The organism is Litoreibacter sp. JB4-2, from assembly GCF_055693445.1.
The window spans coordinates 1,512,007-1,537,094 of sequence record NZ_CM146334.1 but is presented as its reverse complement, the minus strand read 5'-3'; the positions used below and the strand labels follow the sequence as shown (position 1 = coordinate 1,537,094).

General features: G+C 58.9%; 24 protein-coding genes and 2 pseudogenes. 11 read left to right on the top strand and 15 right to left on the bottom strand.

Annotated features, from left to right (window positions below; translation table 11 throughout):
• Positions 1-21: 21 nt before the first annotated feature.
• On the top strand, positions 22-1,236 hold the full coding sequence (locus ACZ1G7_RS07675; RefSeq protein WP_472663228.1) for a type 2 periplasmic-binding domain-containing protein: 1,215 nt from the start codon (positions 22-24) through the stop codon (positions 1,234-1,236).
• An 86-nt stretch (positions 1,237-1,322) separates the two neighbouring features.
• On the opposite strand, the gene ACZ1G7_RS07670 is transcribed toward ACZ1G7_RS07675, so the two are convergent.
• From ACZ1G7_RS07670 to topA, 3 genes are read right to left on the bottom strand one after another with little or no spacing between them, the layout of a single operon-like run.
• Positions 1,323-2,534 carry a glycerophosphodiester phosphodiesterase family protein gene (locus ACZ1G7_RS07670; protein WP_472663227.1) on the bottom strand — a complete coding sequence of 404 codons (1,212 nt, stop codon included), beginning with the start codon at positions 2,532-2,534 and terminating at the stop codon, positions 1,323-1,325.
• A gap of 49 nt (positions 2,535-2,583) precedes the next feature.
• Positions 2,584-2,706 carry a hypothetical protein gene (locus ACZ1G7_RS07665; protein ID WP_472663226.1) on the bottom strand — a complete coding sequence of 41 codons (123 nt, stop codon included), beginning with the start codon at positions 2,704-2,706 and terminating at the stop codon, positions 2,584-2,586.
• 5 nt (positions 2,707-2,711) lie between these two features.
• Entirely contained in the window at positions 2,712-5,336 is a 2,625-nt protein-coding gene (gene topA / locus ACZ1G7_RS07660) for a type I DNA topoisomerase (RefSeq protein WP_472663225.1), read from the bottom strand.
• 188 nt (positions 5,337-5,524) lie between these two features.
• On the opposite strand from topA, the gene ACZ1G7_RS07655 reads away from it, so the two are divergent.
• Entirely contained in the window at positions 5,525-6,274 is a 750-nt protein-coding gene (locus ACZ1G7_RS07655; protein WP_472663224.1) for an esterase/lipase family protein, read from the top strand.
• Between the two features lie 457 nt (positions 6,275-6,731).
• Here the strand turns inward: ACZ1G7_RS07655 and ACZ1G7_RS07650 are convergent, their stop codons facing one another.
• From ACZ1G7_RS07650 to ACZ1G7_RS07640, 3 genes are read right to left on the bottom strand one after another with little or no spacing between them, the layout of a single operon-like run.
• Positions 6,732-7,802: a 5-(carboxyamino)imidazole ribonucleotide synthase gene (locus ACZ1G7_RS07650; RefSeq protein ID WP_472663223.1), complete on the bottom strand. Its 1,071-nt coding sequence runs from the start codon at positions 7,800-7,802 to the stop codon at positions 6,732-6,734.
• On the bottom strand, positions 7,795-8,283 hold the full coding sequence (purE, locus tag ACZ1G7_RS07645; RefSeq protein ID WP_472663222.1) for a 5-(carboxyamino)imidazole ribonucleotide mutase: 489 nt from the start codon (positions 8,281-8,283) through the stop codon (positions 7,795-7,797). The genes ACZ1G7_RS07650 and purE overlap by 8 nt, the downstream gene beginning before the upstream one ends.
• Before the next feature lie 54 nt (positions 8,284-8,337).
• Complete coding sequence (locus ACZ1G7_RS07640) at positions 8,338-8,556, bottom strand: YdcH family protein (protein ID WP_472663221.1); 219 nt, start codon at positions 8,554-8,556, stop codon at positions 8,338-8,340.
• A 191-nt stretch (positions 8,557-8,747) separates the two neighbouring features.
• Between ACZ1G7_RS07640 and ACZ1G7_RS07635 the strand changes: the two genes are divergently transcribed.
• The 5 genes from ACZ1G7_RS07635 (at position 8,748) to ACZ1G7_RS07615 (ending at position 11,736) form a co-directional block, all read left to right on the top strand.
• Positions 8,748-9,161 carry an Hsp20 family protein gene (locus ACZ1G7_RS07635; protein ID WP_472663220.1) on the top strand — a complete coding sequence of 138 codons (414 nt, stop codon included), beginning with the start codon at positions 8,748-8,750 and terminating at the stop codon, positions 9,159-9,161.
• A 4-nt stretch (positions 9,162-9,165) separates the two neighbouring features.
• A complete protein-coding gene (locus ACZ1G7_RS07630; protein WP_472663219.1) occupies positions 9,166-9,405 on the top strand; it encodes a DUF1150 family protein in 240 nt (79 codons plus the stop codon).
• 80 nt (positions 9,406-9,485) lie between these two features.
• Positions 9,486-10,256: a class I SAM-dependent methyltransferase gene (locus ACZ1G7_RS07625; RefSeq protein ID WP_472663218.1), complete on the top strand. Its 771-nt coding sequence runs from the start codon at positions 9,486-9,488 to the stop codon at positions 10,254-10,256.
• 54 nt (positions 10,257-10,310) lie between these two features.
• The gene (locus tag ACZ1G7_RS07620; RefSeq protein ID WP_472663217.1) at positions 10,311-11,018 is read left to right on the top strand and encodes a class I SAM-dependent methyltransferase; all 708 of its coding nucleotides are present in this window, start codon (positions 10,311-10,313) and stop codon (positions 11,016-11,018) included.
• A gap of 4 nt (positions 11,019-11,022) precedes the next feature.
• Positions 11,023-11,736, top strand: coding sequence for a nucleoside/nucleotide kinase family protein (locus tag ACZ1G7_RS07615; protein ID WP_472663216.1), 714 nt, complete (start codon positions 11,023-11,025; stop codon positions 11,734-11,736).
• Between the two features lie 64 nt (positions 11,737-11,800).
• On the opposite strand, the gene ACZ1G7_RS07610 is transcribed toward ACZ1G7_RS07615, so the two are convergent.
• From ACZ1G7_RS07610 to trxB, 4 genes are all read right to left on the bottom strand, one after another.
• On the bottom strand, positions 11,801-13,870 hold the full coding sequence (locus ACZ1G7_RS07610; RefSeq protein ID WP_472663215.1) for a bifunctional sulfate adenylyltransferase/adenylylsulfate kinase: 2,070 nt from the start codon (positions 13,868-13,870) through the stop codon (positions 11,801-11,803).
• 131 nt (positions 13,871-14,001) lie between these two features.
• Positions 14,002-14,517 (bottom strand): hypothetical protein, encoded by a 516-nt coding sequence (locus tag ACZ1G7_RS07605; RefSeq protein WP_472663214.1) that lies wholly within the window; start codon positions 14,515-14,517, stop codon positions 14,002-14,004.
• A 100-nt stretch (positions 14,518-14,617) separates the two neighbouring features.
• Positions 14,618-15,373: a hypothetical protein gene (locus tag ACZ1G7_RS07600; RefSeq protein ID WP_472663213.1), complete on the bottom strand. Its 756-nt coding sequence runs from the start codon at positions 15,371-15,373 to the stop codon at positions 14,618-14,620.
• An 81-nt stretch (positions 15,374-15,454) separates the two neighbouring features.
• On the bottom strand, positions 15,455-16,396 hold the full coding sequence (gene trxB, locus ACZ1G7_RS07595; protein ID WP_472663212.1) for a thioredoxin-disulfide reductase: 942 nt from the start codon (positions 16,394-16,396) through the stop codon (positions 15,455-15,457).
• Between the two features lie 94 nt (positions 16,397-16,490).
• Between trxB and ACZ1G7_RS07590 the strand changes: the two genes are divergently transcribed.
• A complete protein-coding gene (locus ACZ1G7_RS07590; protein ID WP_472663211.1) occupies positions 16,491-16,844 on the top strand; it encodes a hypothetical protein in 354 nt (117 codons plus the stop codon).
• 86 nt (positions 16,845-16,930) lie between these two features.
• On the opposite strand, the gene ACZ1G7_RS07585 is transcribed toward ACZ1G7_RS07590, so the two are convergent.
• Positions 16,931-17,749: a VWA domain-containing protein gene (locus ACZ1G7_RS07585; RefSeq protein WP_472663210.1), complete on the bottom strand. Its 819-nt coding sequence runs from the start codon at positions 17,747-17,749 to the stop codon at positions 16,931-16,933.
• Positions 17,750-17,989: 240 nt separating this feature from the next.
• Between ACZ1G7_RS07585 and ACZ1G7_RS07580 the strand changes: the two genes are divergently transcribed.
• Complete coding sequence (locus tag ACZ1G7_RS07580; protein WP_472663209.1) at positions 17,990-18,490, top strand: Lrp/AsnC family transcriptional regulator; 501 nt, start codon at positions 17,990-17,992, stop codon at positions 18,488-18,490.
• Here the strand turns inward: ACZ1G7_RS07580 and ACZ1G7_RS07575 are convergent.
• Positions 18,487-19,260, bottom strand: coding sequence for a Hint domain-containing protein (locus ACZ1G7_RS07575; RefSeq protein WP_472663208.1), 774 nt, complete (start codon positions 19,258-19,260; stop codon positions 18,487-18,489). The two genes, ACZ1G7_RS07580 and ACZ1G7_RS07575, sit on opposite strands and share 4 nt — an antisense overlap.
• Positions 19,261-19,529: 269 nt before the next feature.
• Between ACZ1G7_RS07575 and ACZ1G7_RS07570 the strand changes: the two genes are divergently transcribed.
• Positions 19,530-21,191, top strand: coding sequence for a tetratricopeptide repeat-containing sulfotransferase family protein (locus ACZ1G7_RS07570; protein ID WP_472663207.1), 1,662 nt, complete (start codon positions 19,530-19,532; stop codon positions 21,189-21,191).
• A 503-nt stretch (positions 21,192-21,694) separates the two neighbouring features.
• On the opposite strand, the gene pgeF is transcribed toward ACZ1G7_RS07570, so the two are convergent.
• The 3 genes and pseudogenes from pgeF to lgt all read right to left on the bottom strand — a co-directional run bounded on the left by pgeF (position 21,695) and on the right by lgt (position 24,393).
• Entirely contained in the window at positions 21,695-22,447 is a 753-nt protein-coding gene (pgeF, locus tag ACZ1G7_RS07565) for a peptidoglycan editing factor PgeF (protein ID WP_472663206.1), read from the bottom strand.
• Positions 22,444-23,504: pseudogene (locus tag ACZ1G7_RS07560) on the bottom strand (class I SAM-dependent methyltransferase). Before ACZ1G7_RS07560 ends, pgeF begins: the two are co-directional and overlap by 4 nt.
• Positions 23,501-24,393: pseudogene (lgt, locus tag ACZ1G7_RS07555) on the bottom strand (prolipoprotein diacylglyceryl transferase). Before lgt ends, ACZ1G7_RS07560 begins: the two co-directional pseudogenes overlap by 4 nt.
• A gap of 97 nt (positions 24,394-24,490) precedes the next feature.
• Here lgt and ACZ1G7_RS07550 point away from each other — a divergent pair.
• The gene (locus tag ACZ1G7_RS07550) at positions 24,491-24,748 is read left to right on the top strand and encodes an accessory factor UbiK family protein (RefSeq protein ID WP_472663205.1); all 258 of its coding nucleotides are present in this window, start codon (positions 24,491-24,493) and stop codon (positions 24,746-24,748) included.
• Positions 24,749-25,088 lie beyond the last annotated feature (340 nt).

Sequence of the window (25,088 nt, the reverse complement as noted above, 5' to 3'; positions counted from 1 at the left end):
TTCAAGAGGTCCTTGCGCGGCATGAGATTTGTCGCACCCGCTGTTGTAGCTTTGGCTGTGCCGACATTGGCGCTTGGTGAGGGCGTACACCTGAAATCGAGCGATGGTGCGGTCGATTTGAAGGGCGAGCTGATCGAATTCAAGGACAACACTTATATTATCAAATCCAAATTCGGCGCGTTGCGCGTGGATGCCAGCCGGGTCGAGTGTTTCGGCGCAGGCTGCCCGGGCGGCATCGAGCTGCCTGAGGGCGTCACGCTTGTTGCACCGGCCGAGTCCGTTGACCCGAATGTGGTTACTTGGGACGTCTCGCTGTGGGGCAAACGCCGCGCCTTTACCGAGCATGTTGAAAAGCTGGCTGAACTGGTCTCAGAGAAGACCGACGGCGCTTTCCAGTTGAACATATCTTATGGTGGCCTGTCTGACAGCCGCGAGAACCTTGACGGGATCTCGGCAGGTTCGTTTGAGATGGCGCAGTTCTGTGCGGGCTACCACCGTGACAAAAACCCCTCCATCACCGTTTTGGAATTGCCGTTTCTCGGCGTCGATAGCCTTGAGCAGGAGATCGATTTGTCTATGGCGGTGTACCAACACCCCGCAACACGGGCTGATTTGGCGCGCTGGAACGCGACGCTGCTGATGCCGTCACCTTTGCCGCAGTATAATATTGTCGGCACCGGCTTCCCGCCGACATCGTTGGCCGATTTCAAAGGGCTGACAGTGCGCGCGACAGGCGGCGTCGGCAATGCGATCGCGTCGCTGGGCGCAGAGCTGGTCAGCTTGCCCGCCACGAAAGTGCGTGAGGCCATGGATGACGGCACTGTGCGTGCGGTGAGCTTCGCGCCGCATGCCCATATGGCGTTCGACACGATTGAGAACGGCACCTGGTGGACGACAAACCTGAACCCTGGCACAGTAAACTGCCCGGTTGTGATCAACACGGACGCGTTGAACGAACTGAGCAACGCCAATCGCATCGCGCTGGTATCTTCCGTTGATGCGGCCCTGGATCACTACGTCGCTAATTACGAGGGCGCCACGATGGACGCCTGGGGTCCGGCGCTGGATGAAAAAGGCATCAGCCAGCTGACGATCAACCCGAGCATCATCACCGCCATTAAAGAGGAGGTCGCAGCACCTGCTGCCGCCGCCTGGATCGCGGAGAACGCGCGCAACGGCCTTCCGGCGCAAGAGCTTTACGACCTTGTGACAGACAAGATCGCGACCGGCTCCTAACGGTTTCGACATTCATAAAAAAGGCGGCGCGGGCTCAGGCCCGCGCCGCTTTCGTTTTTGGCCTTTGGCCGTTTGGCGCATTTGACCTATTTCAGGCCCATGCAGCTGGCATAGTAGCTGGTGGTCGCTGGCCAATCCGAAAAGACGCCGACCGCGCCCACATCGCGCGCCAGCACATCGAGCAATTCGAACATGACCCCGTCATCGGTCGTGGCTTCTTCAATTGACTGGTAATACCAGCCGCCGCCCGTTTTCAGCGGGCCCGAGCGCTCCAATGTCCAGGTGATGATGTTGAGACCTGCGGTCTTGGCTTCTTTGGCATAGAGCGAGGGGACGATCTTGCCGTTTTCCAGCGTCACGAGCACCCATTGCGGCGGCGCGATGTAGTTGACGCCCATCTCTTTCAGTTCCGCCATGGAATGGGTCCATGTGCTTGCATCCATCGGCGACCAGCCGTCGATGTCATAGCTGTCATCGAGATAGACGGCTTGCGCACCGAATTCCGGCTCGGCCTTGATCCAGTAGAGCACATCATCGAGGTTGAAGCTTTGCGGCCAAACGTCTTGGGGTGGGATGCCTGCGGCCTTGTATTCATCGATCATCTTCTGGGCGTATTCTTCTTGGGTGAAACCATCGAAAGGCATATCAACCGATGGGCTTTTCAGCTCGGGCGTGAATTTCGCGCCGAGGTCTTTGAACAGCGCGATGGATTCGGCATGGGTCATCAACGTGCCGCCATCGGCGGCATAGAGATCGGTGCGCCAGCCTGCGGTCCCATCCATATAGGCCGCGACATCTGTGGCGGAGCTGTCAGCGGCGTCCATTTTGCCGGTGAGGGTGCGGAACTCCGCCAGAGTCAGATCAGAAGTTCGGCATTCGGCGGTCGCCTTGTCGTCGCCAGAGGCGGGCGTGAAGCCAGCGGTACATTTGGCCGCCAGATCGCTGCCCAAGATGTTGGTTGTTGTGTGCAGATCGTTTTGCGCGTGGCGGCAGACGAGCTGTTTGTCGGCCGTAAAGGTGACATCGCATTCCAGGATACCTGCGCCCATGCGCGCGGCGGCAACGTAGCTTTCGACGGTATGTTCAGGGAATTGCATCGGCGCGCCACGGTGCCCGATGGAAAAGTCGGTTTTCATAATTGGCGCGGCGGCGCAGGAGGCCAGTTTGTCCTTCAAGGGGCCGTCGGCCATCTTGTCGATCAAGTAAAGCGGGCGCGGGCCGGCTTGGTAATTTTCAGCAAGCACGGGCAGTGTCATCGCAGCACAAGCGAGCGCGACGAGCGGGAATGTGGTCTTCATCGTAGAGGCCTTTCAAATGAGTTATCCGGCTCATTGAAGGGCTGTGTTGCTAAAGCTGCGTGACGGTTCGATGAAATTCCGGTGACATCTGCCCCGCTGCCTGCACCGGCTTCATCTTGACCCAGAACAGCAGCGCCACCAGAACAATGAACAGGCCCAAAAAGATGGCCACGCCCTTCATTCTTTTTTAGCCGCTGTTTTCTTTGCCGTGGCTTTTTTGGCTACGGGCTTTTTGGGAGCTGCTTTCTTCTTGGCGGGCGCCTTGCGCTTCGTGCCTTTCTTGGCGGCTTTTTCATCAAGCAGTTGCACGGCCTGATCGATGGTCAGCGCGTCGGGTTCAATGTCTTTGGGCAGCGTTGCGTTGAGCTTCTCCCATTTCACGTAAGGCCCGTATTTGCCTTCCATGATCGCGATGGGCCCGCCCTGATCTGGATGTTCACCCAAATCCTTCAGCGTTTTGGCCGCGCCGCCGCGATTGCCGCGGGAGGCGACTTTGGCGGCCAGCAGCTCAACCGCGTGGTTCATGCCGACGGTGAAGACGTCGTCCATCGTGGGCAGGTTGGCATTGGTGCCGCCGCGCTCTGACGTGCTTTCGGCGTGTTTCAAGTAAGGGCCGTAGCGGCCGATATTGGACCAAACATTGACGCCGTCCTCTGGGTGCGTGCCGATCAGGCGGGGCAGGGAGAGCAGCTTGAGCGCGTGTTCAAGGTCGATATTTTCCAGCGCGAAGCCTTCCTCCGGCCAGTCTTTGGGCACGGATTGGCGCTGGGGTTTTTTGTTTTCTTCGGTCACGTCGCCGCGCTGGACGTAAGGGCCGAAGCGGCCTTTGTGGATCCAGATTTTGTCGTCGCCATCCATGCCCAACATCTTGCCTTCGGGTGGAATGCCGGTGTCCTCGTCACCGCCGGGAGGTCCGAAGGCGCGTGTGTAGCGGCAGTCGGGGTAGTTGGAGCAGCCGATGAAAGCGCCGCCGGAGCGCGCGGTGCGCATGGACAGCCGCCCTTCGCCGCAATTTGGGCAAAGGCGGGGATCGGTGCCGTCCTCATTAGGCGGGAAGATATGGGGCGCGAGCGCGTCGTTGATCTTTTCCAGCACCTCGGTGATTGACAGGTCCATCGCCTCAGAGATCGCCACGGCGAAATCGCGCCAGAACCGGTCGAGCACGTTTTTGTAGTCGCGTTCCCCGGCGGAGACGTCGTCGAGCTCTTCCTCAAGGTTGGCGGTGAATTCGTAGCCCACATATTTGCGGAAGAAATTGGTCAGGAAGACCGTGACAAGCCGGCCTTTATCCTCTGGGATCAGGCGGTTCTTCTCTTTGCGGACGTAGTCGCGGTCCTGAATCGTTGTGACGATAGAGGCGTAGGTGGAGGGGCGGCCAATGCCCAGCTCTTCCATGCGTTTGACCAGTGTCGCCTCGGTATAGCGCGGGGGCGGCTGGGTGAAGTGCTGCTCGGGTGTGACGGATTGTTTGCCGGTGGCGTCGCCCTGATTGATCTGGGGCAGCGACTTGTCGTCGTCATCCAGCACCGCGTCGTCGCGGCCTTCTTCATAGACGCGCAGGAAGCCGTCAAAGAGCATGACCTGACCCGAGGCGCGCAATTCCACCTGCGCATCGTCGGAGCCGATGATCGCGGTGGTGCGTTCCAGCCGCGCGGCGGCCATTTGGGACGCGATGGTGCGCTTGTAGATCAGGTCGTAGAGCTTGCGCTGATCGGCATCGAGAATTTTCAGGCTTTCCGTGTCGGCCATCATATCCGTTGGGCGGATACATTCATGCGCTTCCTGCGCATTCTTGGCCTTGTTTTTGTACATGCGCGGGTCGGCGGGCACGTATTCGCCGCCGAACTTGGTTTTGATCGCGTCGCGGGCGGCGTGCACGGCTTCGGGCGCCATGTCGATGCCGTCGGTCCGCATATAGGTAATGTGTCCCGCCTCATAGAGGCGCTGGGCGCTGGACATGGTTTGGCGCGCGCCCATACCGAATTTGCGCGATGCCTCCTGCTGGAGGGTCGAGGTCATGAAGGGCGGCGACGGGTTGCGGTTGGCGGGCTTCGCCTCAACTGATTTGACGGAGAGGTCGCGCGACTGGATGGCCTGGACGGCCAGCTCTGCGGCGGTTTCATTGGCGAGATCGAACTTGTCGAGCTTGTCGCCGCCCAGCACGGTGAGGCGGGCTTCAAAATTCTGGCCGCGTGGGGTGGAGAGCACGGCTTTGACGGACCAATATTCCTGCGCGATGAATTTCTCGATCTCCATCTCGCGCTCGACGATGATGCGCAGGGAGACAGATTGCACGCGGCCTGCGGATTTCGCGCCGGGCAGGCGGCGCCACAAAACCGGGCTGAGCTTAAAGCCAACCAGATAGTCCAGCGCGCGGCGGGCAAGGTAGGCGTGTACCAGAGGCTCATCGACTTGCCGTGGGTTTTTCATCGCCTCGGTCACAGCCGCCTTGGTGATCGCGTTGAACACGACGCGGCTGACGGGGGTGTCCTTCTTGATGGCCTTGCGGTTGCGCAGGGCTTCTTCAAGGTGCCAGCTGATCGCCTCCCCCTCGCGGTCGGGGTCGGTGGCGAGGATCAGCGCATTGTCGTCCTTCAGCGCATCAGCAATGGCTTTGACATGCTTTTTGCTATCGCTGGCGACCTCCCATTTCATATCAAATTCGTTTTCGGGGTCGACGGAACCGTCCTTCGGAGGCAGATCGCGGACATGGCCGTAGGAGGCCAGAACGGTGTAATCGCTGCCCAAATATTTGTTGATTGTCTTGGCTTTAGCCGGTGATTCTACGACAACAACGGGCATATATACCTCTGATTCAATGTACTGCTCTAGCGGCGATACATGTGGGCTGCGTTGGGGGTATGTCAACCACGCTTGGCAAGGCTGCGGCAATTCGGAGCCGAAAGCGCCAACGAAACTGCGGTGAAAATGACGTAATGTTCCCCGGTTTCGGTGATGAAATTGAAATCAACTATGACTAGGTTACCAACATGTGGCGTTTGGTTGCTTTATTGGTGGTGATGCCGTCCCTTGCGTGGGCGGACTGTGTCGTGTTGTTGCACGGGCTTGCGCGCAGTTCCTTCTCGCTGAGCGTGATGGACGAAAGTCTTGAGGTCGCGGGGTTTCAGACGGTGAACCCGGGCTATTCCTCCACCTCCGACACGATCATGGATTTGGCCGATGGGACCATCCCGGCGGCAATCGAGGAATGCGCGGACAACACCCCCATTCATTTCGTGACGCATTCCATGGGCGGCATCATGGTGCGCGCCTGGCTGGCGGAGAATGAGCTGGACAGCCTCGGGCGCGTGGTGATGTTGGCCCCGCCCAACCAGGGTTCTGAACTGGTCGATGAGCTGGGCGATCTGACGCCGTTTGAATGGGTCAACGGCCCTGCAGGATTGCAGCTGGGCACGGGCGCGGACAGCTTGCCCAAGATGCTGCCCCCAGTGACATTCGAGCTGGGGGTTTTGGCGGGAACGCAATCGCTGAACCCGATCTATTCGGCGATTATCCCGGGCGAAGATGACGGAAAAGTCTCCGTCGCCAGCACCAAGGTTGCGGGCATGTCGGACCACATGGTGTTCCCGGTGACGCATACATTCATGATGAACGCGCCGCTGGTCGTGGCCCAAACCATCCGCTTCCTGCAAGGCGGCGCGTTTGAAGACGGGCTGACTTTGGGCGACGTGCTTGAGGATGTGACCGATGCAGTGACTGAGGGGACGATTTTGCAGTAATAGAGAGTTAGAAAGCTTGACCCGACCACCCGGTTCAGGAACACCTATTTGCGACCGGTATTTGAAGCCGTGCAGAATTTTGAACTTTGGAGATATTTTAGGATGAAAACAGGTTTTGCCCCGTTTGGTCTTTTTGCACTACTTTTTGTGGCTGGCTGTGTAGAGCCTCAATCGAGTGAACCGCCTACGATCCAAAGATTTAGTGATATCGAACTTAAGGGCCCGATGCCCAAGGCTTACCGCGATTTTGTCAATTCGGTCGACCCATATGGTGCCTTATATGTGACCGGGACCGGCGGTGGCGGGGGCCGGATAGGGGGGCAATCATCCCTTGAGCTTGCCAAAAGTGCCGCACGCGCGCAGTGTATTGAACTCAATCCTGACAGTGACTGCGTCTTATACGCGACCAAAACGCCCTGAGGCGCTTAAGATAGGGCGCAAAATGGAGTCCGTGAGGCTACCTTCCCGTGAGCCGATTGAAATGGCCCATTTTGCGACCGGGTTTGACCTCGGCCTTGCCGTAGAGATGCAGCGCCACGGTGGGGTCTGAGGCCAGTTCGGGCAAGCGGTCCATGTCGGCGCCGATCAGGTTTTCCATCACCACATCGGCGTGGCGCGATCCGTCGCCTAGCGGCCATCCGGCGACGGCTCGGATATGTTGTTCAAACTGGTCAATGACGCAGCCGTTCTGGGTCCAATGCCCGGAGTTGTGCACGCGCGGCGCGATTTCGTTGACGATGAGGCCTTGCGGGGTGACGAACAGCTCAACTCCCAAGACGCCGACATAGTCCAGCGCGTTCAGGATGCGACCCGCCATGAGCACCGCATCAGTGCGCTGCGCGGTGGAGAGCGTGGCGGGCACGGTGGTTGTGTGCAGGATGCCGTCGCGGTGGACATTCTCGCCGGGGTCAAAGCAGGCGACCTGCCCGTCGACCGCGCGCGCGCCGATGACGGAGACCTCATGCGTGAAGTCGACAAAGCCCTCAAGCACGCAAGGTGCGTCGTTCATTTGAGCGTAGATCGCCGCCGGGTCGTCGCCGTCTTTCAGCCGGATTTGACCTTTGCCGTCATAGCCGAACCGGCGGGTTTTCAGGATTGACGGCGTGCCCAGTTTTTCGATCGCGGCGGCGAGGTCACCTGCGCTTTCGACATTTGCGAAGGGCGCGACGGTCAGGCCGAGGCCTTCTAGGAACTGTTTTTCGACCAACCGGTCTTGCGATGTCGCGAGCGCCAGCCTGCCGGGGCGGATCAAAGCGGCGCCGTCCAGAATGTCGAGCGCGGCTGTGGGGATGTTCTCAAACTCGTAGGTGATGACGTCGCAGACGGCGGCGAAGGCTTTCAGCGCATCCGCGTCATCATAGGGTTTTTGAAAGTGGTAATTGGCCACATGGGAGGCCGGGCAATCGCCGCCGGGCTCAAATATGCAGGTTTTGAACCCGAGGCGCGAGGCCGCGACTGACAGCATCCGGCCCAGCTGGCCGCCGCCTAGAATGCCGATCACGGCGCCTGTTGGAAGCGGCTCAGACATCGGAAGGCGCGTCAGGGATGGACGCCGACAGCGCGGCGCGCCAATCGTCCAGGCGGGCTGCGAGCGCGTCATCTTGCAAGGCCAGAATGCCCGCGGCCATCAGCCCGGCATTGGCCGCGCCCGCGGCGCCGATGGCCATGGTCGCGACGGGGAAGCCTTTGGGCATTTGGACGATGGAATAGAGACTGTCGACGCCGGACAAGGCCTTGGTTTGCACCGGCACGCCCACCACGGGCACCCGCGTTTTCGACGCCATCATGCCGGGCAAATGCGCGGCCCCGCCGGCGCCTGCGATGATCACTTGCAGGCCGCGGGTCGCGGCGGTTTTGCCGTAATCCCAAAGCCTGTCGGGGGTGCGATGCGCCGAGACGATCTTGGTCTCATAGGTCACGCCCAAAGCGTCCAAAATCTCAGCCGCCTCTTTCATGGTGGGCCAGTCGGACTGGCTGCCCATGATGATGCCCACTTGTACCTCTGCCATGGCGTGTCACCCCGTCCGCATTGAAGGAAGCGGCACTATAGCCAGCTTGCAGGGCTACGCAATGATATCTGGTGTCAGGTCATCTTCGATCTGTTGGATGCGGTCTTTGAGCGAAAGCTTCTGCTTTTTCAGCCGTTTGATGGTCAGTTGGTCGGCCACGGCGCGGTCTTGAAGCGCTTCAATGGCGTCATCCAGGTCGCGATGTTCGCGTTTGAGGACCTCCAGCTTCACGCGCATCACCTCGTTCTGGTCCATCGTGTGGGGCGTGGTCATGGGGCTGGCGATCCTAAATGCGGGCTTTGAACAAAGGCTAGTCTATATTTCAAAACGTTAAAATGGTTTTGATCCGGTTTTGGCGCTGCCCCTTGCAAACAGGGATATTCGCCCCCATCTTTTTAACAGGCGCGTTGCCAGAACGGGGCGGGCCAAACCCAAGTCGCTTGAACCGTTAAGGGCTTTTAAAGATGACAAAACTTGCTTTGGGATCGCATCCCTTTTTGCTGGGCTTCGACCAGCTGGAGCGCTTGGTAGAGCGCACCGCCAAATCCGGCACAGACGGATACCCGCCTTTTAATATCGAACAATCAGACCGCAACACGTTCCGCATCACCCTGGCCGTGGCCGGGTTTGGCGAGGATGATCTGTCGATCACCGTCGAAGACCGCCAATTGGTGATCCGCGGCAAACAACCCGAGGCCGATGAGGCCCGCGTCTTCTTGCATCGCGGCATTGCGGCGCGCCAGTTTCAAAAGGCTTTCGTGCTTGCCGATGGCGTCGATGTGGCCGGTGCGGCGACGCATAACGGGTTGCTGCATATCGATCTGGAACGCGCCGTGCCCGAAAGCGTCGTGCAGACCATAGAAATCAAGAAAGGATGATGCGATGAACACTCCGTTTGACCTGAATTTCGACCAAAAGACCGGCATGGATGAGCGCATCGTCTATGTGCGCGCCGTTGACGTGTCCGAGCTGCCCGAAGAGGTGCAGGGCGAAACCGGCGGGCGCGAACAGATCTACGCGCTGCACAGTGCGGATGGCGAGCGTATTGCCTTGGTGCGCGACCGCCACACGGCCTTTGTGTTGGCGCGGCAAAACGATTTCGCGCCGGTCACCGTACACTAAACGCGATTAGACAATCGCCCCGCGCCGGGCCATAACCTTCGGGATAAGGCCATCAAGAGCCTCACCCGAGGGGAGCCCGCATGCGCAACAGTTTAGCCGCTGAAAAATCCGGATGGTTGCCTGACAACCCGCTGAAATCATTGCGCCATTACGATCTGGGAAATTACACGCCAGAGGCAATTTCGGGGCGGGTTGCCCCGAAATATTTGGGCCGCAACATGAATTTGCGGCGTGCCTGGGTGCGTATTTGCACGCATCTGCCCGAGACAACCATGCCGGGCGAACGCTTCGATATTCTTGAATTTTCGACCGCCCATGGCGCCATGCTGGAGCTTTGGCAAACGCTGGGGCACCGCGTGCGCGGCACCGATTTTGAGGTGCCGCAAGAGCATATCAAGACCTATGCCAAGATGAAGCCCGCGATGCAGGCGGCGTTCAAAACCAATCACCCGTTTGAATGTGCCCCCGACCGGCCCGGTTGGGCGTATCAGCCGATCATTGAAAGCATCGGCGTGCCCGTTGATCTGTTTGATGCGGGCGCCACGCCCTACGCTTATGCGGACAAAAGCTTCGACTACATTTGCTGCTATCAGGCGCTTGAGGCCTATGCCGATCCCGAGGACTGGGGGCGGATCGTAGCCGAGTTTTGCCGCATCGCGCGCCGCGCTGTGGTGATCGGGTTCAACCCGCCGGGCCGCGGGCAGGAAGTTGACAGTAATTGGAAACGCTCCCGCGCGGCATGGGAAGCATTGCGGCTGTACAATGAGAATGGCTTTCGCAATGTCTTGTTTGAGCTGGAAGAAACCGGGGTCGGGCTGCACCCGACGGCGGTAAAGCTGGTCGCGGTGTAGCGCGAAAGACGCGACATTCGCGTGGCACAAGCGAAGGGATTCACAAGAACCGCCGTGCGCGCTACATTTGACCCCAACAACAAGCGCCTAAAGGCGCGTGCAGAGCAGGCAGGGGGCATTCCGATGCAAAACCTCAATCCCGACGCCGTCAAAGGCGACAGCTACTATGGCAAGGTTGCCCGCAACTACGAGACGCGGCGCGCGCGCCAGGCGTGGTGGGGCGTTGAGCAGACGCAGATGCAAGAGCTGCTGGACCAATTGCCACGCGGGCTGCGGGTGTTGGACGTGCCGTTTGGCACCGGGCGCTTTGTGCCGATGCTGCTGGAACGCGGCGATCAGGTGCACGGGCTCGACAGCTCCGACGAGATGATCGCGCAGGGCGCAAAGCAGCTTGGACCCGCTTTTCGGCGCTGCGCCACGCAGGTCGGCGACGCCATGGCGCTGCCTTACGGTGACGCGGAGTTTGATCTCGTGATCTCCACCCGGTTTTTGCGTGATATCATTGTGTTCAAAGACGCCAAACGCGCGCTGCTGGAATTTGCGCGCGTGACCAAGACCTACGCGATTGTGCAGCTGGGCCAGACGACATTGCCGAAAGGCATGGTGCCGCGTCAGACCCGCGCGATGCGCTCGCATATGTCGGGGCGTCAGATCGACAACCTGCTGGCAAAATCCGGGTTTGACGTGATCGAACGGCGGCTGGTGAAGGAAGACCCGGGCGAGCATTCGGAGATTTTCCACATCCTGTGCCGGAAGCAATAACCCGATGCTGATCGAGCTTCTTGGATTGCCGGGATCGGGGAAATCAACGCTGATCAAAGCCTTGGTGCCGGGGTTACGTCAGGCCGGCTTCAGCGCGCGGCGGGCCGACAAGATGGTTGGGTTGGACAGCACGGACCCGGACGCCCCGCGATATCTTAAACGTGGGCCGGATCGCACGACGCTGTACCGAACGCTGGCGTTTCGCCGCGCGCATCCAGAGCTGATGGATCATGTCGAACGCACATTGGCGATGCCTGCCGCTGACGCGTTTCTGTTTTCCTGGACCACCAATCTTTACGAGGCGAGCCGCGAACATGCCGGCGCTGTCGATGTGGCGTTTCTGGATGAAGGGTTCGCGCATCGCGGTGTCTCGGCGCATTTGCAGGCGGATGACGCGTTGTTTGACGCCTATTTGGCGCTGATGCCGTTGCCCGACCTGATCCTGCACCTTTGCCCGCCGCCACGCATGGCGTTTCGCCGCGCCATTCACCGGCGCGCGGATCGCAGCTTTTCGAAGCGCAAAGTGCAGGCCAAGCTAGGCGACCGTTTCGTGTTTCGCCGCCGCCACCGGCTGATCGAGGCCGGGCTTGTCGCGTTGAAGGCGCGCGGCGCAAGGGTGATTGACGTCAACACCGCGCAAGACATTGAGACTTGCGTGGCTGAGCTGTTGCCGCAGCTGATCGCGTTGCAGGACGGCCAGCGTTTGGCGGCGGAGTAGGGCCCGGACATGCAAAAAGCGGCGCCCGTATGAGCGCCGCTTTCTGTTTGGTTTTGCCTGAGGCTTAGGCTTTGATCAGACCCATCGCTTCGAGCTTCAGGATGACCTGATGGGCGCAGTTGTCGACCTCGACATTTTCGGTTTCAACCACCAGCTCGGCGTTTTCTGGCACGTCGTAAGGATCTGAAATACCTGTGAATTCCTTGATCTTGCCTTCGCGGGCCAGCTTGTAGAGGCCCTTGCGGTCACGGCGTTCGCATTCCTCGATGGAGGTGGCGACATGGACCTCGATGAAGGCGCCGAATGCCTCGATATCTTCGCGCACTGCGCGGCGGGTCGTGGCATAGGGCGCGATAGGCGCACAGATGGCGATACCGCCGTTTTTGGTGATTTCCGAGGCCACGTAACCGATGCGGCGGATGTTGAGGTCGCGGTGCTCTTTGCTGAAGCCCAGCTCGGAAGACAGGTTTTTCCGCACGATATCACCGTCGAGCAATGTGACCGGACGACCGCCCATTTCCATCAGCTTGACCATCAACGCATTGGCGATAGTCGATTTGCCTGAGCCGGAGAAACCGGTGAAGAACACGGTGAAGCCTTGGCTGGCGCGCGGCGGGCGCGATTTGCGCAGCTCTTGCACCACTTGCGGGAAGGAGAACCATTCCGGGATTTCCAAACCTTCGGCCAAACGGCGGCGCAGCTCGGTGCCGGAGATGTTCAGGACAGTCACCTCGTCCTTGTCGGCAATCTCATCGGCGGGTTCGTATTGGGCGCGGTCCTGCACATAGACCATGTGCTTAAAATCGACCATTTCGATGCCCATTTCTTCCTGATGCTCGCGGAAGAGATCCTGCGCGTCATAGGGGCCGTAAAAGTCTTCGCCAGCGGAGTTGGAACCGGGGCCGGCGTGGTCGCGGCCAACGATGAAATGCGTGCAGCCGTGGTTTTTGCGGATCAGACCATGCCAGACGGCTTCACGTGGGCCGGCCATACGCATGGCGAGGTTCAAGAGGCTCATGGATGTGGTGGAGGCGGGGTATTGGTCCAGAACCGCCTCGTAGCAGCGCACGCGGGTGAAGTGGTCGATATCGCCGGGTTTTGTCAGGCCGACAACGGGATGGATCAGCAGGTTGGCCTGAGCTTCTTTGGCTGCGCGGAAGGTCAGTTCCTGGTGCGCGCGGTGCAGCGGGTTGCGGGTCTGGAAGGCCACGACTTTGCGCCAGCCCATTTTGCGGAAATAGGCGCGCAATTCGTTGGGTGTGTCGCGGCGGGCGCGGAAATCATAATGCACGGGCTGTTGAATGCCTGTGACAGGGCCGCCCAGATAGATTTTGCCCGCTTGGTTGTGCAGGTAGTTCACGGCTGGGTGGGCGCTGTCATCGGCGCCGAAGACTTTTTCGGCTTCCTTGGCTTTGTTCGGCTCCCACCGGTCGGTGACGGTCATCGTGCCGAGGATCACGCCTTCCTGGTCGCGCAGGGCGATGTCCTGGCCGATTTCCAACGAGTTAGCGAAGTCTTCGGAGACGTCGAGCGTGATCGGCATTGGCCAAAGTTCACCTGTCGACAGGCGCATGTTGTCGACGACGCCGTTGTAATCTTCTTCGGACAGGAAGCCTTTCAGCGGGTTGAAGCCGCCATTCATCAGCAGCTCCAAATCGCAGATTTGGCGGGGCGTCAGGTCGTGGGAGGTCAGCTCAGCCGCCTCCAGCTTCATTTTCTGAGCGCTGTCATAGGAGACATAAAGCTCCGGGATTGGGGCGAGGTTGTTTTGCATGGATTTAATCCTGTCACTGAAATGGGTGAGGGCGGTCGATGTGCCGGTAAGTTCGGAATGGAGCGCGTCATATTCCGCGAATTTCCGCGCCAGAAAGGCGTTGATCAGGCGGTTCTTTTCGGACGTGCCGTGGGAGGTGAGCGCATAGGCGAAACGTTGGCGTTTATCGGGGCTGTCGCGGTCGGTGATCTTGACCAGCCCTGCCTCTGTTGCGCGTTTCAAGACGCCGTTGAGCCGTCCAAGTGAAACGCCTAAAGCCGCCGCTGTCACCCGTTGTGAGGCATCAGGCGACAGCTCAAGCTGGCGCAGGACACGGAAGATCAGGTCTTCCTCCTCCCGGGATTGGGCGTTTGACTTCATCACTCACGACTCAATGTTTGTTCACGAGTGAACGTATATCGCAAAAACTATGTTCAGCCAAGAACAAACTTGTGGTGGATGTGGAAACAAAGTGTTCTCAGCGTCGAAAACCTGTCTGTCTGGCCGGAGGTCTAGCGCTTCAACGCGAGCCGAATGTCCTCAATCGCGTCAACCTGACCAGGGGACAGATCACCGGACACAAGGCTGGGTAAGATGTCTTGCAGCTGTGCCCAGGACGCGTCGCCATCAATCTTGTAGAGCCTGCGGCTAAGACGAGAGATCGCGGGGCTGGGCCCTTTGCATTGCGCAATCAGCCACTGGCCGAGACCTTCAAGCTCATGCGCTTCTTCTTCGGAACAACGCAGCTTGCTGCGCAATAGGACATGAAGCGTCTGGCGCTGCTCCTTCGTTGGCAAATCGTCCAGCTCAATAAACGCCTGCGCGATCGCACCGATTGCGATGCGCGGGTCGTCAATGCCCTCGACCGGGTGTTCTTTGGTTTGCTTGCGAAACGCCAGACGGCGGGGCGCATTGCGGATCGTGGTGGCCACATCTTGCGCCGTATCAAGCGCTTCACGCGGATTGCTGCGCATCCACCACCAGATTGCGCCACCAATGGCGGACAGAATTAAGATCAAAATAGGCATATGAACGGGACCTTTGGCTGCTCAAATTCGTGAAAGTAATGTCGTGAAGCATTACTCGATAGAAGCGAGCAATGGGTATAGTTTTGTGTCACGTGCGGGGTCATTCGAATTTCCACCTTAACGACGAACTTTGTTTTCGGCGGGCCAGATCGAGCCTTGCGACAAGCTCTTTTTCGACACTCCAGCCGTCTGGCAAGCCGTCATGATGGCCAAGCGCGGCATAGGCTTTTTGCATGAACGGGGCCCCGTAAAGCCGGGCACCTGCCTCTGGTCGCGACATCACGAAACTGCTCAGAAGCAACCCTGAGATAACAACGCCCGACACCATCGCTGTGACGCACAGGCTTTCGCGCAGCCGCATCACAAAGAAGGCGTAGAGCAGCGGCAGAATAACGGCCAATACCGAGCCGACCCAGAACATCCGTCGCAATTGCGGCTCAGCGGAGAGCGGATCAAACAGATATGTCGCGGCATTTGGCACAAACTGCGCGACCAAAACCATATAGAGCAGGATCACGACGCTGCCCCACAGGAGCGCAAAGGTGATGTCGCGCAGTTCTATCTTGAAGGCCGGGGGCTCTACTTCGGCGACGCGGTAATGGGCGTCGGCGCCGATATAAGGATCGGACAGATCAATGACTTTCAGGTTTTTGCGCCGTGGTTTGCGCAGGTAATGCGCGACCACCATAGTCAGCAAGCCATACCCGATCTCAAACAGGTAAGAAAACTGCCCGATGAAGCGCGGCACGGGGAAACCGGTGAAACTGTGAATGTTGATGCCAATAACCAGCAGCCCGAAATCGAGCAAGCCAAAGAGCAGGACCAAAAGGCCGACTATCTTGAAGAAATTTGACATCGGCGCCTATAAAGCCCGGCAGTTTGGCCAAAGCGCGAAGAAATTGTGGCAGTGCTTCGGAAAGCTGCGCGATGTGGCGCGCTAGCCCTCTTCGGCCAGGAAACGTTCTGCTTCCAATGCGGCCATGCACCCCATCCCGGCGGAGGTCACGGCCTGACGGTATTTGTGGTCGGTCAGATCGCCCGCGGCAAAAACGCCGGGGATCGAGGTCTCGGTGCTGTCGGGTTTGGTGACGACATAGCCGCCCATATGGGTCTCCAGTACATCCTTGACCAGTTCATTCGCCGGCGCGTGGCCGATGGCGACGAAGACGCCTTTGCAGGGTATTTCCGTGATCTCGTCGGTCTTGACGTTGCGCACCTTAACGGCTTCCACGCCCATTGGGCTGTCGGCGCCGATCACCTCTTCGAGCTGGTGGAACCACAAAGGTTCAATCTTGGGGTTCTTCATCAGACGGTCTTGCAAGATCGCCTCCGCGCGCAGCTCATCGCGGCGGTGAATGAGCGTCACTTTTGACGCGAAATTGGTCAGGAACAGCGCTTCTTCAACGGCCGTGTTGCCGCCGCCGATGACAACGATTTCCTGGCCGCGATAGAAGAACCCGTCGCAGGTTGCGCAGGCGGAGACGCCGAACCCTTTGAACTTCTCTTCGGAGGGCAGGCCCAGCCATTTCGCCCGTGCGCCGGTTGCCAGGATCAACGCGTCAGCGGTGTAGACCGTGCCGCTGTCCGATTGGCAGGTGAAGGGGCGTTTTTTGGTGTCGATTGAAGTGATGATATCGCCGATGATTTCGCAGCCCATCGCTTTGGCATGCGCTTCCATGCGCACCATTAGATCCGGGCCCTGCACCTCTGTGTCGCCGGGCCAGTTTTCGACCTCCGTGGTGGTGGTCAACTGCCCGCCGGGTTCAATCCCTTGGACCAAAATCGGGTCCAGCATGGCGCGAGACGCATAAACGCCCGCCGTATAGCCTGCCGGGCCGGAGCCAATGATGAGAACTTTGGTGTGACGGGGGTCGGGCACGGCGGTTACCTCTTTTTCCAAACTGAGAGCTGGCTTATAATCCAGCTCTATTCCGGGCGAAAGGCCCGCATGCGTGTTTGATGAGGAGCGATTGATGAAAGTGATTTATATTGCAGCGGCGATCTGCGCGCTGGGAACGGGCCCACTTTGGGCGCAGTCCTCAGACAGCCAAGAGATGCCGGAAGGTTGCACCGTCACCGACAAAAGTGACATCATTCGCCTTGTGCATTGTGCGATTGACGCGTCCGATGGGGAGCTGCTGGCCCAAGCCGGTCGCGCGGCCTGCACCGGGTTGGAGGTCTGCGGGACATGGATTTGGAAAGACCGCGCAGATATGCCTGAAACAGCCCCGGAAAATCATGACGGGCTAACGCAAGATCAGGTGACCTCGGCCCTGGCGGTGTGGTCACAGGAAACCAAGCAGCTGATCACCATTGCGAAGGAATAAAACCACTGCTCGTTTGGGTGGTATGACAGAAAAAGGCCGGGTCGCTGGGACCCGGCCTTTTCAATTCTATAAGGTCAGTTGCCCGACTAGGCAGCCATTTTCGCCTTGCGACGCGACAAGCCTGCAAAGGCACCGATGCCAACCAACAAAAGTGGAAGACCGGCTGGCAATGGAACAACGTTCGGGTTGCCGCCGCCGCCAGTGTCGATCACGATTTTGCCGATTTTGGCTTTGATGGCCGCTTCATAATCCGCGAAAGTCAGAACTGGGATCACGAAACCAGTTGTGGTTGCGTTCGGGATAATAGCGCCTTGTGCCAATACAACACCGGCCAATGCGTTGCCCGAAGTCCCCAGACCCGCGATACGTGCCATACGGTTGAGAGCAGTCGTGTTATTGATGCCCGCGCCAACGGCCTCAAAGCTGATGCCGTCAACGTAGTCACTGTTGGCTGCCAATGCAGCAGCTTCAGAGTTTGACTGGCTGTTCGGCGAACCGTCTGTGGTGATGTTAAACAGCGTCGTGTCTGACTTGAACGGGTCGAACAAGGCAGTCAGGTTGTTGATGGCGCTACTTGTCGCGGTTCCGCCCCCACTGTAGGTCGTGGCTTTCAAATCAGCTTTGAGCTGGGCGATATTGCCTGCAGTGACGATGGTTGGTGGAATGACAGTTGTCGTACCGCTCGAATAGGTCGTGACGGCAACGCGGTACTGGTTTGCGCCGCTTGTCGGGATCGCACCAAGCGCATCGGCCAAGGCATCGCGCGTTGTGGCGAAGTTGGACGGGCCTACGGACCCAGATTCGTCGAGTGAAAAGCCAAGGTTGATCACCGCAGCTGATGCGGACAGTGCGCTGACCGCCAGACCGGCAGCGAAGACGCCCGCGAATAGAGTTCTTTTCAACATAATATTTCCCTCTGTTAAAACACAAAAGATGCCTAAAAATTTCATCTTTCAGACACTTGTTTACCAGATTCGGAGCGGATTCCCTATATTTTTCCGTGAATAATCCGTTAATGCTGGACAGAGTTGCCAAAAATCTGGCCTAAGATTGAAATAATAAACCGCAAGTGCGAAATATTGTTGCGTCGATGGCGACAATGAACTTGCGAAGGGAAAGACGCTTAAACATGGGGCAAACGCTAAATGGCCATCTCTAAACTGGACGACATTGACCGCAAAATTCTAGCCGAATTGCAGGCCGATGGGCGGATGACCAATGTTGAGCTTGCAAAGCGCGTAGGCATCTCTGCGCCGCCGTGCTTGCGCCGCGTGCGGACGCTGGAGGAATCGGGTTTCATCAAAGGCTACCACGCCGATGTTGAGGCGCGCGCACTTGGGTTTGAAGTTCAGGTTTTTGCGATGGTCGGGCTTGTCAGCCAGGCGGAAGCGGACCTGAGCGCGTTTGAGAAACGCTGCGAGGGCTGGCCGCTTGTCCGCGAATGCCACATGCTCAACGGCGAGGTCGATTTTATCCTCAAATGCGTGGCCCCGGACCTATCCAGCTTCCAGAGCTTTCTGACAGAAGAGCTGACCTCAGCCGACAATGTCGCAAGCGTCAAAACCTCGCTCGTCATTCGCGGCGCAAAAGACGAGCCGGGTGTGCCCTTCGACGTGGTTGAAGAACGGTTGAACGCGATAAATTAAGCGCTTTCGCGCAGCCTGCCTGCCTCAAACACTGTAAGCCGCTCAGTTTGCGGCTTGCCGCATTGGCGCAGGCTACTGACATGCGGAAACAGTCGCAAAAGGGCGGTCCGAAAGTTGTGATCCAGCAGCGTTTCGGCCAGTGGGCCCGGGTGGAATGCTTCGAGCTCTATGCCGTTGGCCACAATCGTGGCGGGTTGATCAAAGGCAATGTTATAGACCGTCACAGGCGCTGCCGGCGTGATCGAAAAGACTTGCGCCCCGTCTTCAAAGGCGCGTGCGGGGACATAGGCTTGCTCCATCCCGAAAAGCGGGACGCATTGCGGATTGCGCACCAGTATGTGTGCACGTTCTGCGAGCATCAGGTCCGCGCTTGGCTTCGCGAGGCCGAACGTATCAGCGCTGATGCGCACCAGCCGCGTCATAGATCGGCCTGAGTTATTGCGATGGGCATCAACCGTGTAAGAGCCGATCCAACGCACCGGTAAAGCCCCGTGCTCAGGCGTCAGTACCTCGTCGCCGGGTTGCAAATCTTCAATCGGCACTTGCCCGTCCGGCGTACTGATCACCGCCCCGCGCACGACATTGGCGAAGGTGACTTCGATTAGCTGGTCTGCGGGCGCGATCACCGTTTCAAACCGCGCTGATCCGCGTTCATCAAGCCAGGCGATTTCATAGCTTCTTACCGGGCCCCCACGGCGCGCGTTTTGATCGGGTGTGTGCGGCACACCTCGGAAATTCGGGGTAGAATGGGCTTGAAGCAGGCGGGACATTGGGGCTCCTGAGTATGGCTTCGGCGTCAAGGGTCCCACCCCGTGGCTGCATAAATCAGCCGCATGATCCGCACACGAACCCACAGCCCGTATAAAAAGTCAAAATTTTCGCGATATTGTCGCTTTGATCTGTAAAAATCAGCAGTGGCGTATCAAGATTGTTTCCAATTTCAGGGCATTGGCGGCGCGCGCTCGAATCGTTGGCACTGGCTCAGGCCAATCCCGCATGATAGTCGAGCGCAACCGCACATAGCAGGGCAGGGTCCAAAATGGCCGGCGCAGATCACATCAAAAAAACCTATGCCAAAGCCATTGCAGCGCTCAACGCAGGCAAGTTGGAGGCGGCCCAGAAAGGGTTTTTGCGCGTGCTCAAGCTCAGCCCAAATCTGGCCGAAGCGCATTTTCAACTGGGCCGCATCGCGACCAGGCAGGCCGATTTCGGTGCGGGATCGCAGCATTTTGAAACCGCTTTGCGGCTTAAGCCCGGGCAGGGGGAGATTTGGCTCGCCTATCTCGACATGGCGTCGCGCCACCCCAAGACCGACAATCTGCAAACACTTCTGACTAGGGTCGGCAATGGCCTTGATGCGCGTCCTGAGATCGGGTTTTTTCGGGCGCTTGTATCGCTCGCGCAGGGCGATGCGGCACACGCGCGGGTCTTGCTGGAAGACGCGCTCAAACGCGGGCTTAAATCGGGGCGGGCCGAGATCGCACTGGGCCGCTTGTTGGCGCAGAGCGGTGAGACTGACGGCGCGCTTGCCGCATATGACCGCGCCGCGACATTTGGCGGTAGCGCCGGGGAAGCACTGTCGCTGAAAGCCGCCCTTTTGCGCAATCTTGGGCGCATCGACGCGGCACGTGACGCGGCGCGCGCCGCCATTGAGGCTGAGCCGCAAACCGGATCGCTTTACTACACCTATAGCTCCATCGCGCGCATGCAGGCGGATGACCCGCTCATTCCTATCATGCAGGACATGTTCAAACGCGCCGGCAAATCCGACCCCAGCAGGCCCTATCTGGGCTACGCACTTGCCAAAACCGCCGAAGAGACGGGTCAGACGGATCAGGTATTTTCCTATCTCAATGCGGCGAATGCGCAATTGTCGCGGATGTTTCCCTATAACGCCGAGGCGGACGCGCAGGCCGTGACGCGTGTGCGGGAGCTGTTCGCGCAGCTGCCCGACGCGCCGTCCCTGAAAGACGCAAGCGCCAGCCCGACGCCGATCTTTGTCACTGGCTTGCCGCGGTCGGGGACGACGCTGGTGGAACAGATCTTAGCCTCCCATTCGCACTGCGAGGGCGCGGGGGAAATTGCGCTTTTGGGCCGGGCGCTGAAGCCTGTTTATGAGGTTAAGGACGCCGGTAAACTGCCCAAAGCGCTGCGCGAGGCAGGCGCGGACTATCGCAATAAGCTGGCGCAGCGTTTCGAGGGCGCACGATATGTCACCGACAAATCCATCGCCAGTTACAGCACCATCGGGCTGATCCGCCATGCGCTGCCTGATGCGAAAATCATTGTGGTGCGCCGTGACCCGGCGGATGACGCGCTGTCGATCTACAAGAACCTGTTTGAGCTGGGTCAGCATCGCTACGCCAATGATCTGGGGAACATTGCGAAGTTCATGCGGCTGTTTGAGGCGCAAATCGACTTTTGGCGGGATGCTGTGCCGGGCGCGTTTCATGAAATTCAATATGAGGCGCTGATCGCCGAGCCCGAAGCGCAAAGCCGCGCGCTTGTTGCTGCTGCGGGCTTGGAATGGGAAGACGCTTGCCTCGATTTCCACCAAAACACACGGCAGGTCGACACGCTATCGGCCACACAAGTCCGCAAGCCGATTTACACGTCATCCGTGGCGGCATGGAAAAAGTACGAGACGGACATGGCACCGTTTCTGGCGGCCTATAGCGACGAAACAGGCGCTTCAGAATAGGAAAAGGCGCGCACTCAGGGGAAAAGAGCACGCGCCTTCTGCCAGCCAAAAGATGTGGATCAAGCCGTTTTGACGTCTGCTTCGTCTGAGCCTGACCCCTTTTGGGCCATTCGAGGGGGACGGGTTTGACGCGCTTGGCGCGTCCAGGGCAAAATGTCTTCAGATGCGGCGGATTCCTCAAGGACCCACTCCATCCAACGTGATGTTTTCGCCATGTTACCTCTCCATCTTGAGTTGACCGGGGCCAGTTGCCTTGGGAGCAACTTGGGAAGAGCCCACGGTCGATTTTCGATGTCCCCACCTTGGAACAGCATCAGCGTCGCAGCTGTTTCGGGCGCAAGCATGGCGGTGTTTATTTTTTCTTAGGGATTGGCAGAAAAATGCAAATCGGTGCTACCCCTTTGCTTTAAAATGAATTTTCTGCGGTGAGGCGCCAAATTGTGACAAAAATTTGCGGTAAATTGCCCTGATATTGTCACGAATAGAGAAACAATCCCCGGGGTCTAAAGCGTGATTGTTGCGATCAACCGCCCGTAATCCGCTTCATTTTGGTGCACAGACCGGCGGTAGGAATAGAACCGATCCGGGTCGGCATAAGTGCAATGACGGGTCCATTCGGCGTCAACACCCGCCGCACGCAGCCTTGCGAGCCCATAGGCCGGCAGGTCGAATTGCACCTTGTCGCCTAGACCTTGGGCGAAGAACCGTCCGTTTTCCGGATCGTCATCAAGAAAGCGATCCAGAAATTCCGGGCCGACTTCGTAATTGGCCTGACTGATCGAGGGGCCGATAACTGCCTGAATGCTGTCGCGCTGCGCCCCAAGGTTTTCCATGGCGTCAATCGTGGCTTCTAACACGCCTTTGAGCGCGCCGCCCCAGCCCGCATGGGCACCGCCGATGACGCCATTCTCAGCGTCAGCAAACAGCACCGGTTGGCAATCGGCGGTAAGGATCCCCAGCGCCACACCGGGCGTAGCCGTCACCATCGCATCCGCCATGGGCCGCTCTGCATTTGGATCGGTCACCGTCATAACATCGGCCGAATGGATTTGGCGCACCGTGATCAGGTGATCCGCTGCAACATCCATCGCGTCGGCCACACGCTTGCGATTGCAGCTTACGGCATCGCGTTGATCGGACGAGCCATAGCCGCAATTCAGCCCCTTATAGATGCCTGAGGACGCGCCGCCACGGCGGGTGAAAAACCCGTGTTTGAACGGCGCGAGGCTGTCGGCGGTGATGATTTCAAGCGTCATGGGGCAAATCCCGGCGGGGGCTGCGCGCCTTTGGGGTGAAGCGCGATTGCTTTGAACAGCGTCCCCATCTGGGCCGGGTCCGTCAAGCGTTTGTAGGCGGATAAATGCGCATCAAGCGCAACCCGGTCGCCTGCATCATCAAGGCTTTCGGCAAGTTTCTGCGCGCGTGGGCCGATCCCCAGCGCATGCAGCAACGCGCCTTGGGTGGTCATTTGGCTGGCGGCGCAATTGGCGGCGAGGCTCAGCGCATGAAAATCCACATGCGCGGTCAGATCGGCTTGGCCCGGGGCGCCGAGCGGGTCACAGGGCGCGTGGTTTTGCACCGCCTGAAACGTGTCGCCCTTTGATCCCCAATCGCCATAATCCACAATCAACGCGGCACCACCGTGGGCCGCGATCCGTTCGCTGATTTCAGAAGTGATCGGTGGTGCGGAGGAGCACAGCTCAATCACATCGCCGTCAGCCGTATCGGCCAATCGATGCGCAAGCGCCTCCATCGGGACGGGTTCTGTCAGTCCAAAGACCAAAGCCCCGTCCTTCGCACCGACGCGGCGTTCTGCCCAGCCACGACCTTGCCGGATGAACTGGCGGATTGGCAGCGCGTCGAAGAACTCGTTGGCGATCAGAAAAAGGGGGCGTCGGGTAGCGTCGAGGCCTCATAATGCCAGTGAATTTCTGTGCCTTTTAGCGTTTGGGCTTGAACTGCGCGCAGCTTTTCGCTGGCCTCAACCAGATGCACATCGGGCGCAAAACCCGGCACCGCGCGGGCGGCGCGCAGCATATCAGCCATGAGCGTGCCACGACCGGGCCCGAGCTCAGCCAAGGCGCAAGGTCCGCCGCCCTGATCACGCCAGCTTTGGGCCAGCGACAGGCCCAACAGCTCGCCAAACATCTGCGAAATCTCGGGCGCGGTGATGAAATCACCTGCTGTGCCAAACGGATTGCGCGTGGCGTAATAGCCGTGTTCAGGATCGAGCAGGCAGGCCTGCATATAGTCGGCCAAGCTGATTGGCCCGTTGGCCGCAATCTGACGCAATAGCCGCGTCTTGAGGCTCATAGCGCGCGGCGCCGTGCCGCCAGAATAATGATCACACCAATCACAATCATCGGGGTCGACAACAGCTGCCCCATAGTCAGCCCGACCGGCCCAAAGAACTGGATCGCGTAGCCCAGCGGGTTGGTGTCTGAGAAGAATTGCGCGTCAGGCTGGCGGAAGAATTCCACGAAGAACCGCGCGGTTCCGTAGCCTGCGAAAAACACCCCGACTAAAGCGCCCGGCGTTTTCAGCCAGCCGCGTTTCAGCGCCAGCCAGATCAGGACGATGCCAAGGATCAACCCTTCAAGGATGGCCTCATAAAGCTGCGACGGATGGCGCGCGCAAAATTGGCTGGCGGTCGCGCAGGCTTGTGCCGCTTCACCCGGGAATACGACGCCCCATGGCAGGTCGGTCGGACGGCCCCAAAGCTCCGCATTGATAAAATTGGCGCATCGGCCCAGAAACAAGGCAGGTGGCGTCGCAATCACAATCAAGTCACCGACGCTGAAAGGCGAGATTTTGTTGCGCCAGCAGAAAATGAGCCCTGCAATCAAAACGCCCAATGCGCCGCCATGGAAGGCCATGCCGCCCTGCCAGACCTGCAAAATCTCCATCGGGTTTCTGAAATAATAGGCCGGTTGGTAAAACAGCACGAAACCAAGCCGCCCCCCAAGACCACGCCCAACACGATCCATGTGATCAAATCCGATAGCTGGTCGGAGGTCATCGGCGCCGCGTCCTTGGGCCAAATCTTTGCGCGCTTGATCAGACGCCCGGCCATCCACCAGCCGATCAAAATGCCGACAATATAGGCCATGGCGTAGTAGCGCAGGGCGATCTCGAAGCCGAAGACATCGAAGGCGACGATATTCGGGCCGATATCGGGGAAGGGCAGGGCAAATGTGGTCATGGCGTTTGAGTGGGCCGGGGTTGCGACGATGTCAACCTTGAGCTTTGCGGCCGCGATCACCATATAGGGAGTAACGCAAAATCACGGAGGGCGCTGCATGCAAACCCGCAACAAATTCTTTGACGACATGAGCCAGATGATGACCAACGCCATGGGCGTCGCGCAAGGCGCGCGAAGCGAGGCGGAAAACGCCATGAAATCCATGATGGACCGCTGGCTGGCGGACCGCGATTTCGTCACGCGCGACGAGTTCGACGCGGTACGCGCCATGGCCCAAAAAGCGCGTGAAGAGAACGAGGCGTTGAAAGCGCGTCTTGACGCGATGGAAAAGAAAAAGCCCACCAAGAAAACCTGATAAGGCGCAATTGCGCTTGTGATGCAGGGCTCGCGCCGGTTGGTGCGGGCCTTTTTCGTTTGTGACGCGGCGTCTTTTGGTGACGGGCGCCGGGCCTATTTGGTGCTTGCCCTGCGGCTAAACCCCTCATGCGGCTGGGTTTGTTGGGGGTTCCCGCGCGTGGGCAAATGGTTAAGGTGGGGATAGCGGGGAATTTGAGCCGATTTGGAACCTTTTTGATTTGGGCGGGCCTGTTAAGGAATTTGAGTGACTTTTTCGTGGGTGTTTTGCTGCCCAAATAAACAATCGCGCGATCAGCATGCTTAACGACTTGTTCAGGGCGGGCTGGCACATATTTTTA

Coding starts and splice junctions, on each gene's coding strand:
- ACZ1G7_RS07675 (WP_472663228.1), top strand. CDS start 22: ATGAGATTTGTCGCACCCGCTGTTGTAGCTTTGGCTGTGCCGACATTG.
- ACZ1G7_RS07670 (WP_472663227.1), bottom strand. CDS start 2,534: ATGAAGACCACATTCCCGCTCGTCGCGCTCGCTTGTGCTGCGATGACA.
- topA (WP_472663225.1), bottom strand. CDS start 5,336: ATGCCCGTTGTTGTCGTAGAATCACCGGCTAAAGCCAAGACAATCAAC.
- ACZ1G7_RS07655 (WP_472663224.1), top strand. CDS start 5,525: ATGTGGCGTTTGGTTGCTTTATTGGTGGTGATGCCGTCCCTTGCGTGG.
- ACZ1G7_RS07650 (WP_472663223.1), bottom strand. CDS start 7,802: ATGTCTGAGCCGCTTCCAACAGGCGCCGTGATCGGCATTCTAGGCGGC.
- purE (WP_472663222.1), bottom strand. CDS start 8,283: ATGGCAGAGGTACAAGTGGGCATCATCATGGGCAGCCAGTCCGACTGG.
- ACZ1G7_RS07640 (WP_472663221.1), bottom strand. CDS start 8,556: ATGACCACGCCCCACACGATGGACCAGAACGAGGTGATGCGCGTGAAG.
- ACZ1G7_RS07635 (WP_472663220.1), top strand. CDS start 8,748: ATGACAAAACTTGCTTTGGGATCGCATCCCTTTTTGCTGGGCTTCGAC.
- ACZ1G7_RS07630 (WP_472663219.1), top strand. CDS start 9,166: ATGAACACTCCGTTTGACCTGAATTTCGACCAAAAGACCGGCATGGAT.
- ACZ1G7_RS07625 (WP_472663218.1), top strand. CDS start 9,486: ATGCGCAACAGTTTAGCCGCTGAAAAATCCGGATGGTTGCCTGACAAC.
- ACZ1G7_RS07615 (WP_472663216.1), top strand. CDS start 11,023: ATGCTGATCGAGCTTCTTGGATTGCCGGGATCGGGGAAATCAACGCTG.
- ACZ1G7_RS07610 (WP_472663215.1), bottom strand. CDS start 13,870: ATGAAGTCAAACGCCCAATCCCGGGAGGAGGAAGACCTGATCTTCCGT.
- ACZ1G7_RS07605 (WP_472663214.1), bottom strand. CDS start 14,517: ATGCCTATTTTGATCTTAATTCTGTCCGCCATTGGTGGCGCAATCTGG.
- ACZ1G7_RS07600 (WP_472663213.1), bottom strand. CDS start 15,373: ATGTCAAATTTCTTCAAGATAGTCGGCCTTTTGGTCCTGCTCTTTGGC.
- ACZ1G7_RS07590 (WP_472663211.1), top strand. CDS start 16,491: ATGAAAGTGATTTATATTGCAGCGGCGATCTGCGCGCTGGGAACGGGC.
- ACZ1G7_RS07585 (WP_472663210.1), bottom strand. CDS start 17,749: ATGTTGAAAAGAACTCTATTCGCGGGCGTCTTCGCTGCCGGTCTGGCG.
- ACZ1G7_RS07580 (WP_472663209.1), top strand. CDS start 17,990: ATGGCCATCTCTAAACTGGACGACATTGACCGCAAAATTCTAGCCGAA.
- ACZ1G7_RS07575 (WP_472663208.1), bottom strand. CDS start 19,260: ATGTCCCGCCTGCTTCAAGCCCATTCTACCCCGAATTTCCGAGGTGTG.
- ACZ1G7_RS07570 (WP_472663207.1), top strand. CDS start 19,530: ATGGCCGGCGCAGATCACATCAAAAAAACCTATGCCAAAGCCATTGCA.
- pgeF (WP_472663206.1), bottom strand. CDS start 22,447: ATGACGCTTGAAATCATCACCGCCGACAGCCTCGCGCCGTTCAAACAC.
- ACZ1G7_RS07550 (WP_472663205.1), top strand. CDS start 24,491: ATGCAAACCCGCAACAAATTCTTTGACGACATGAGCCAGATGATGACC.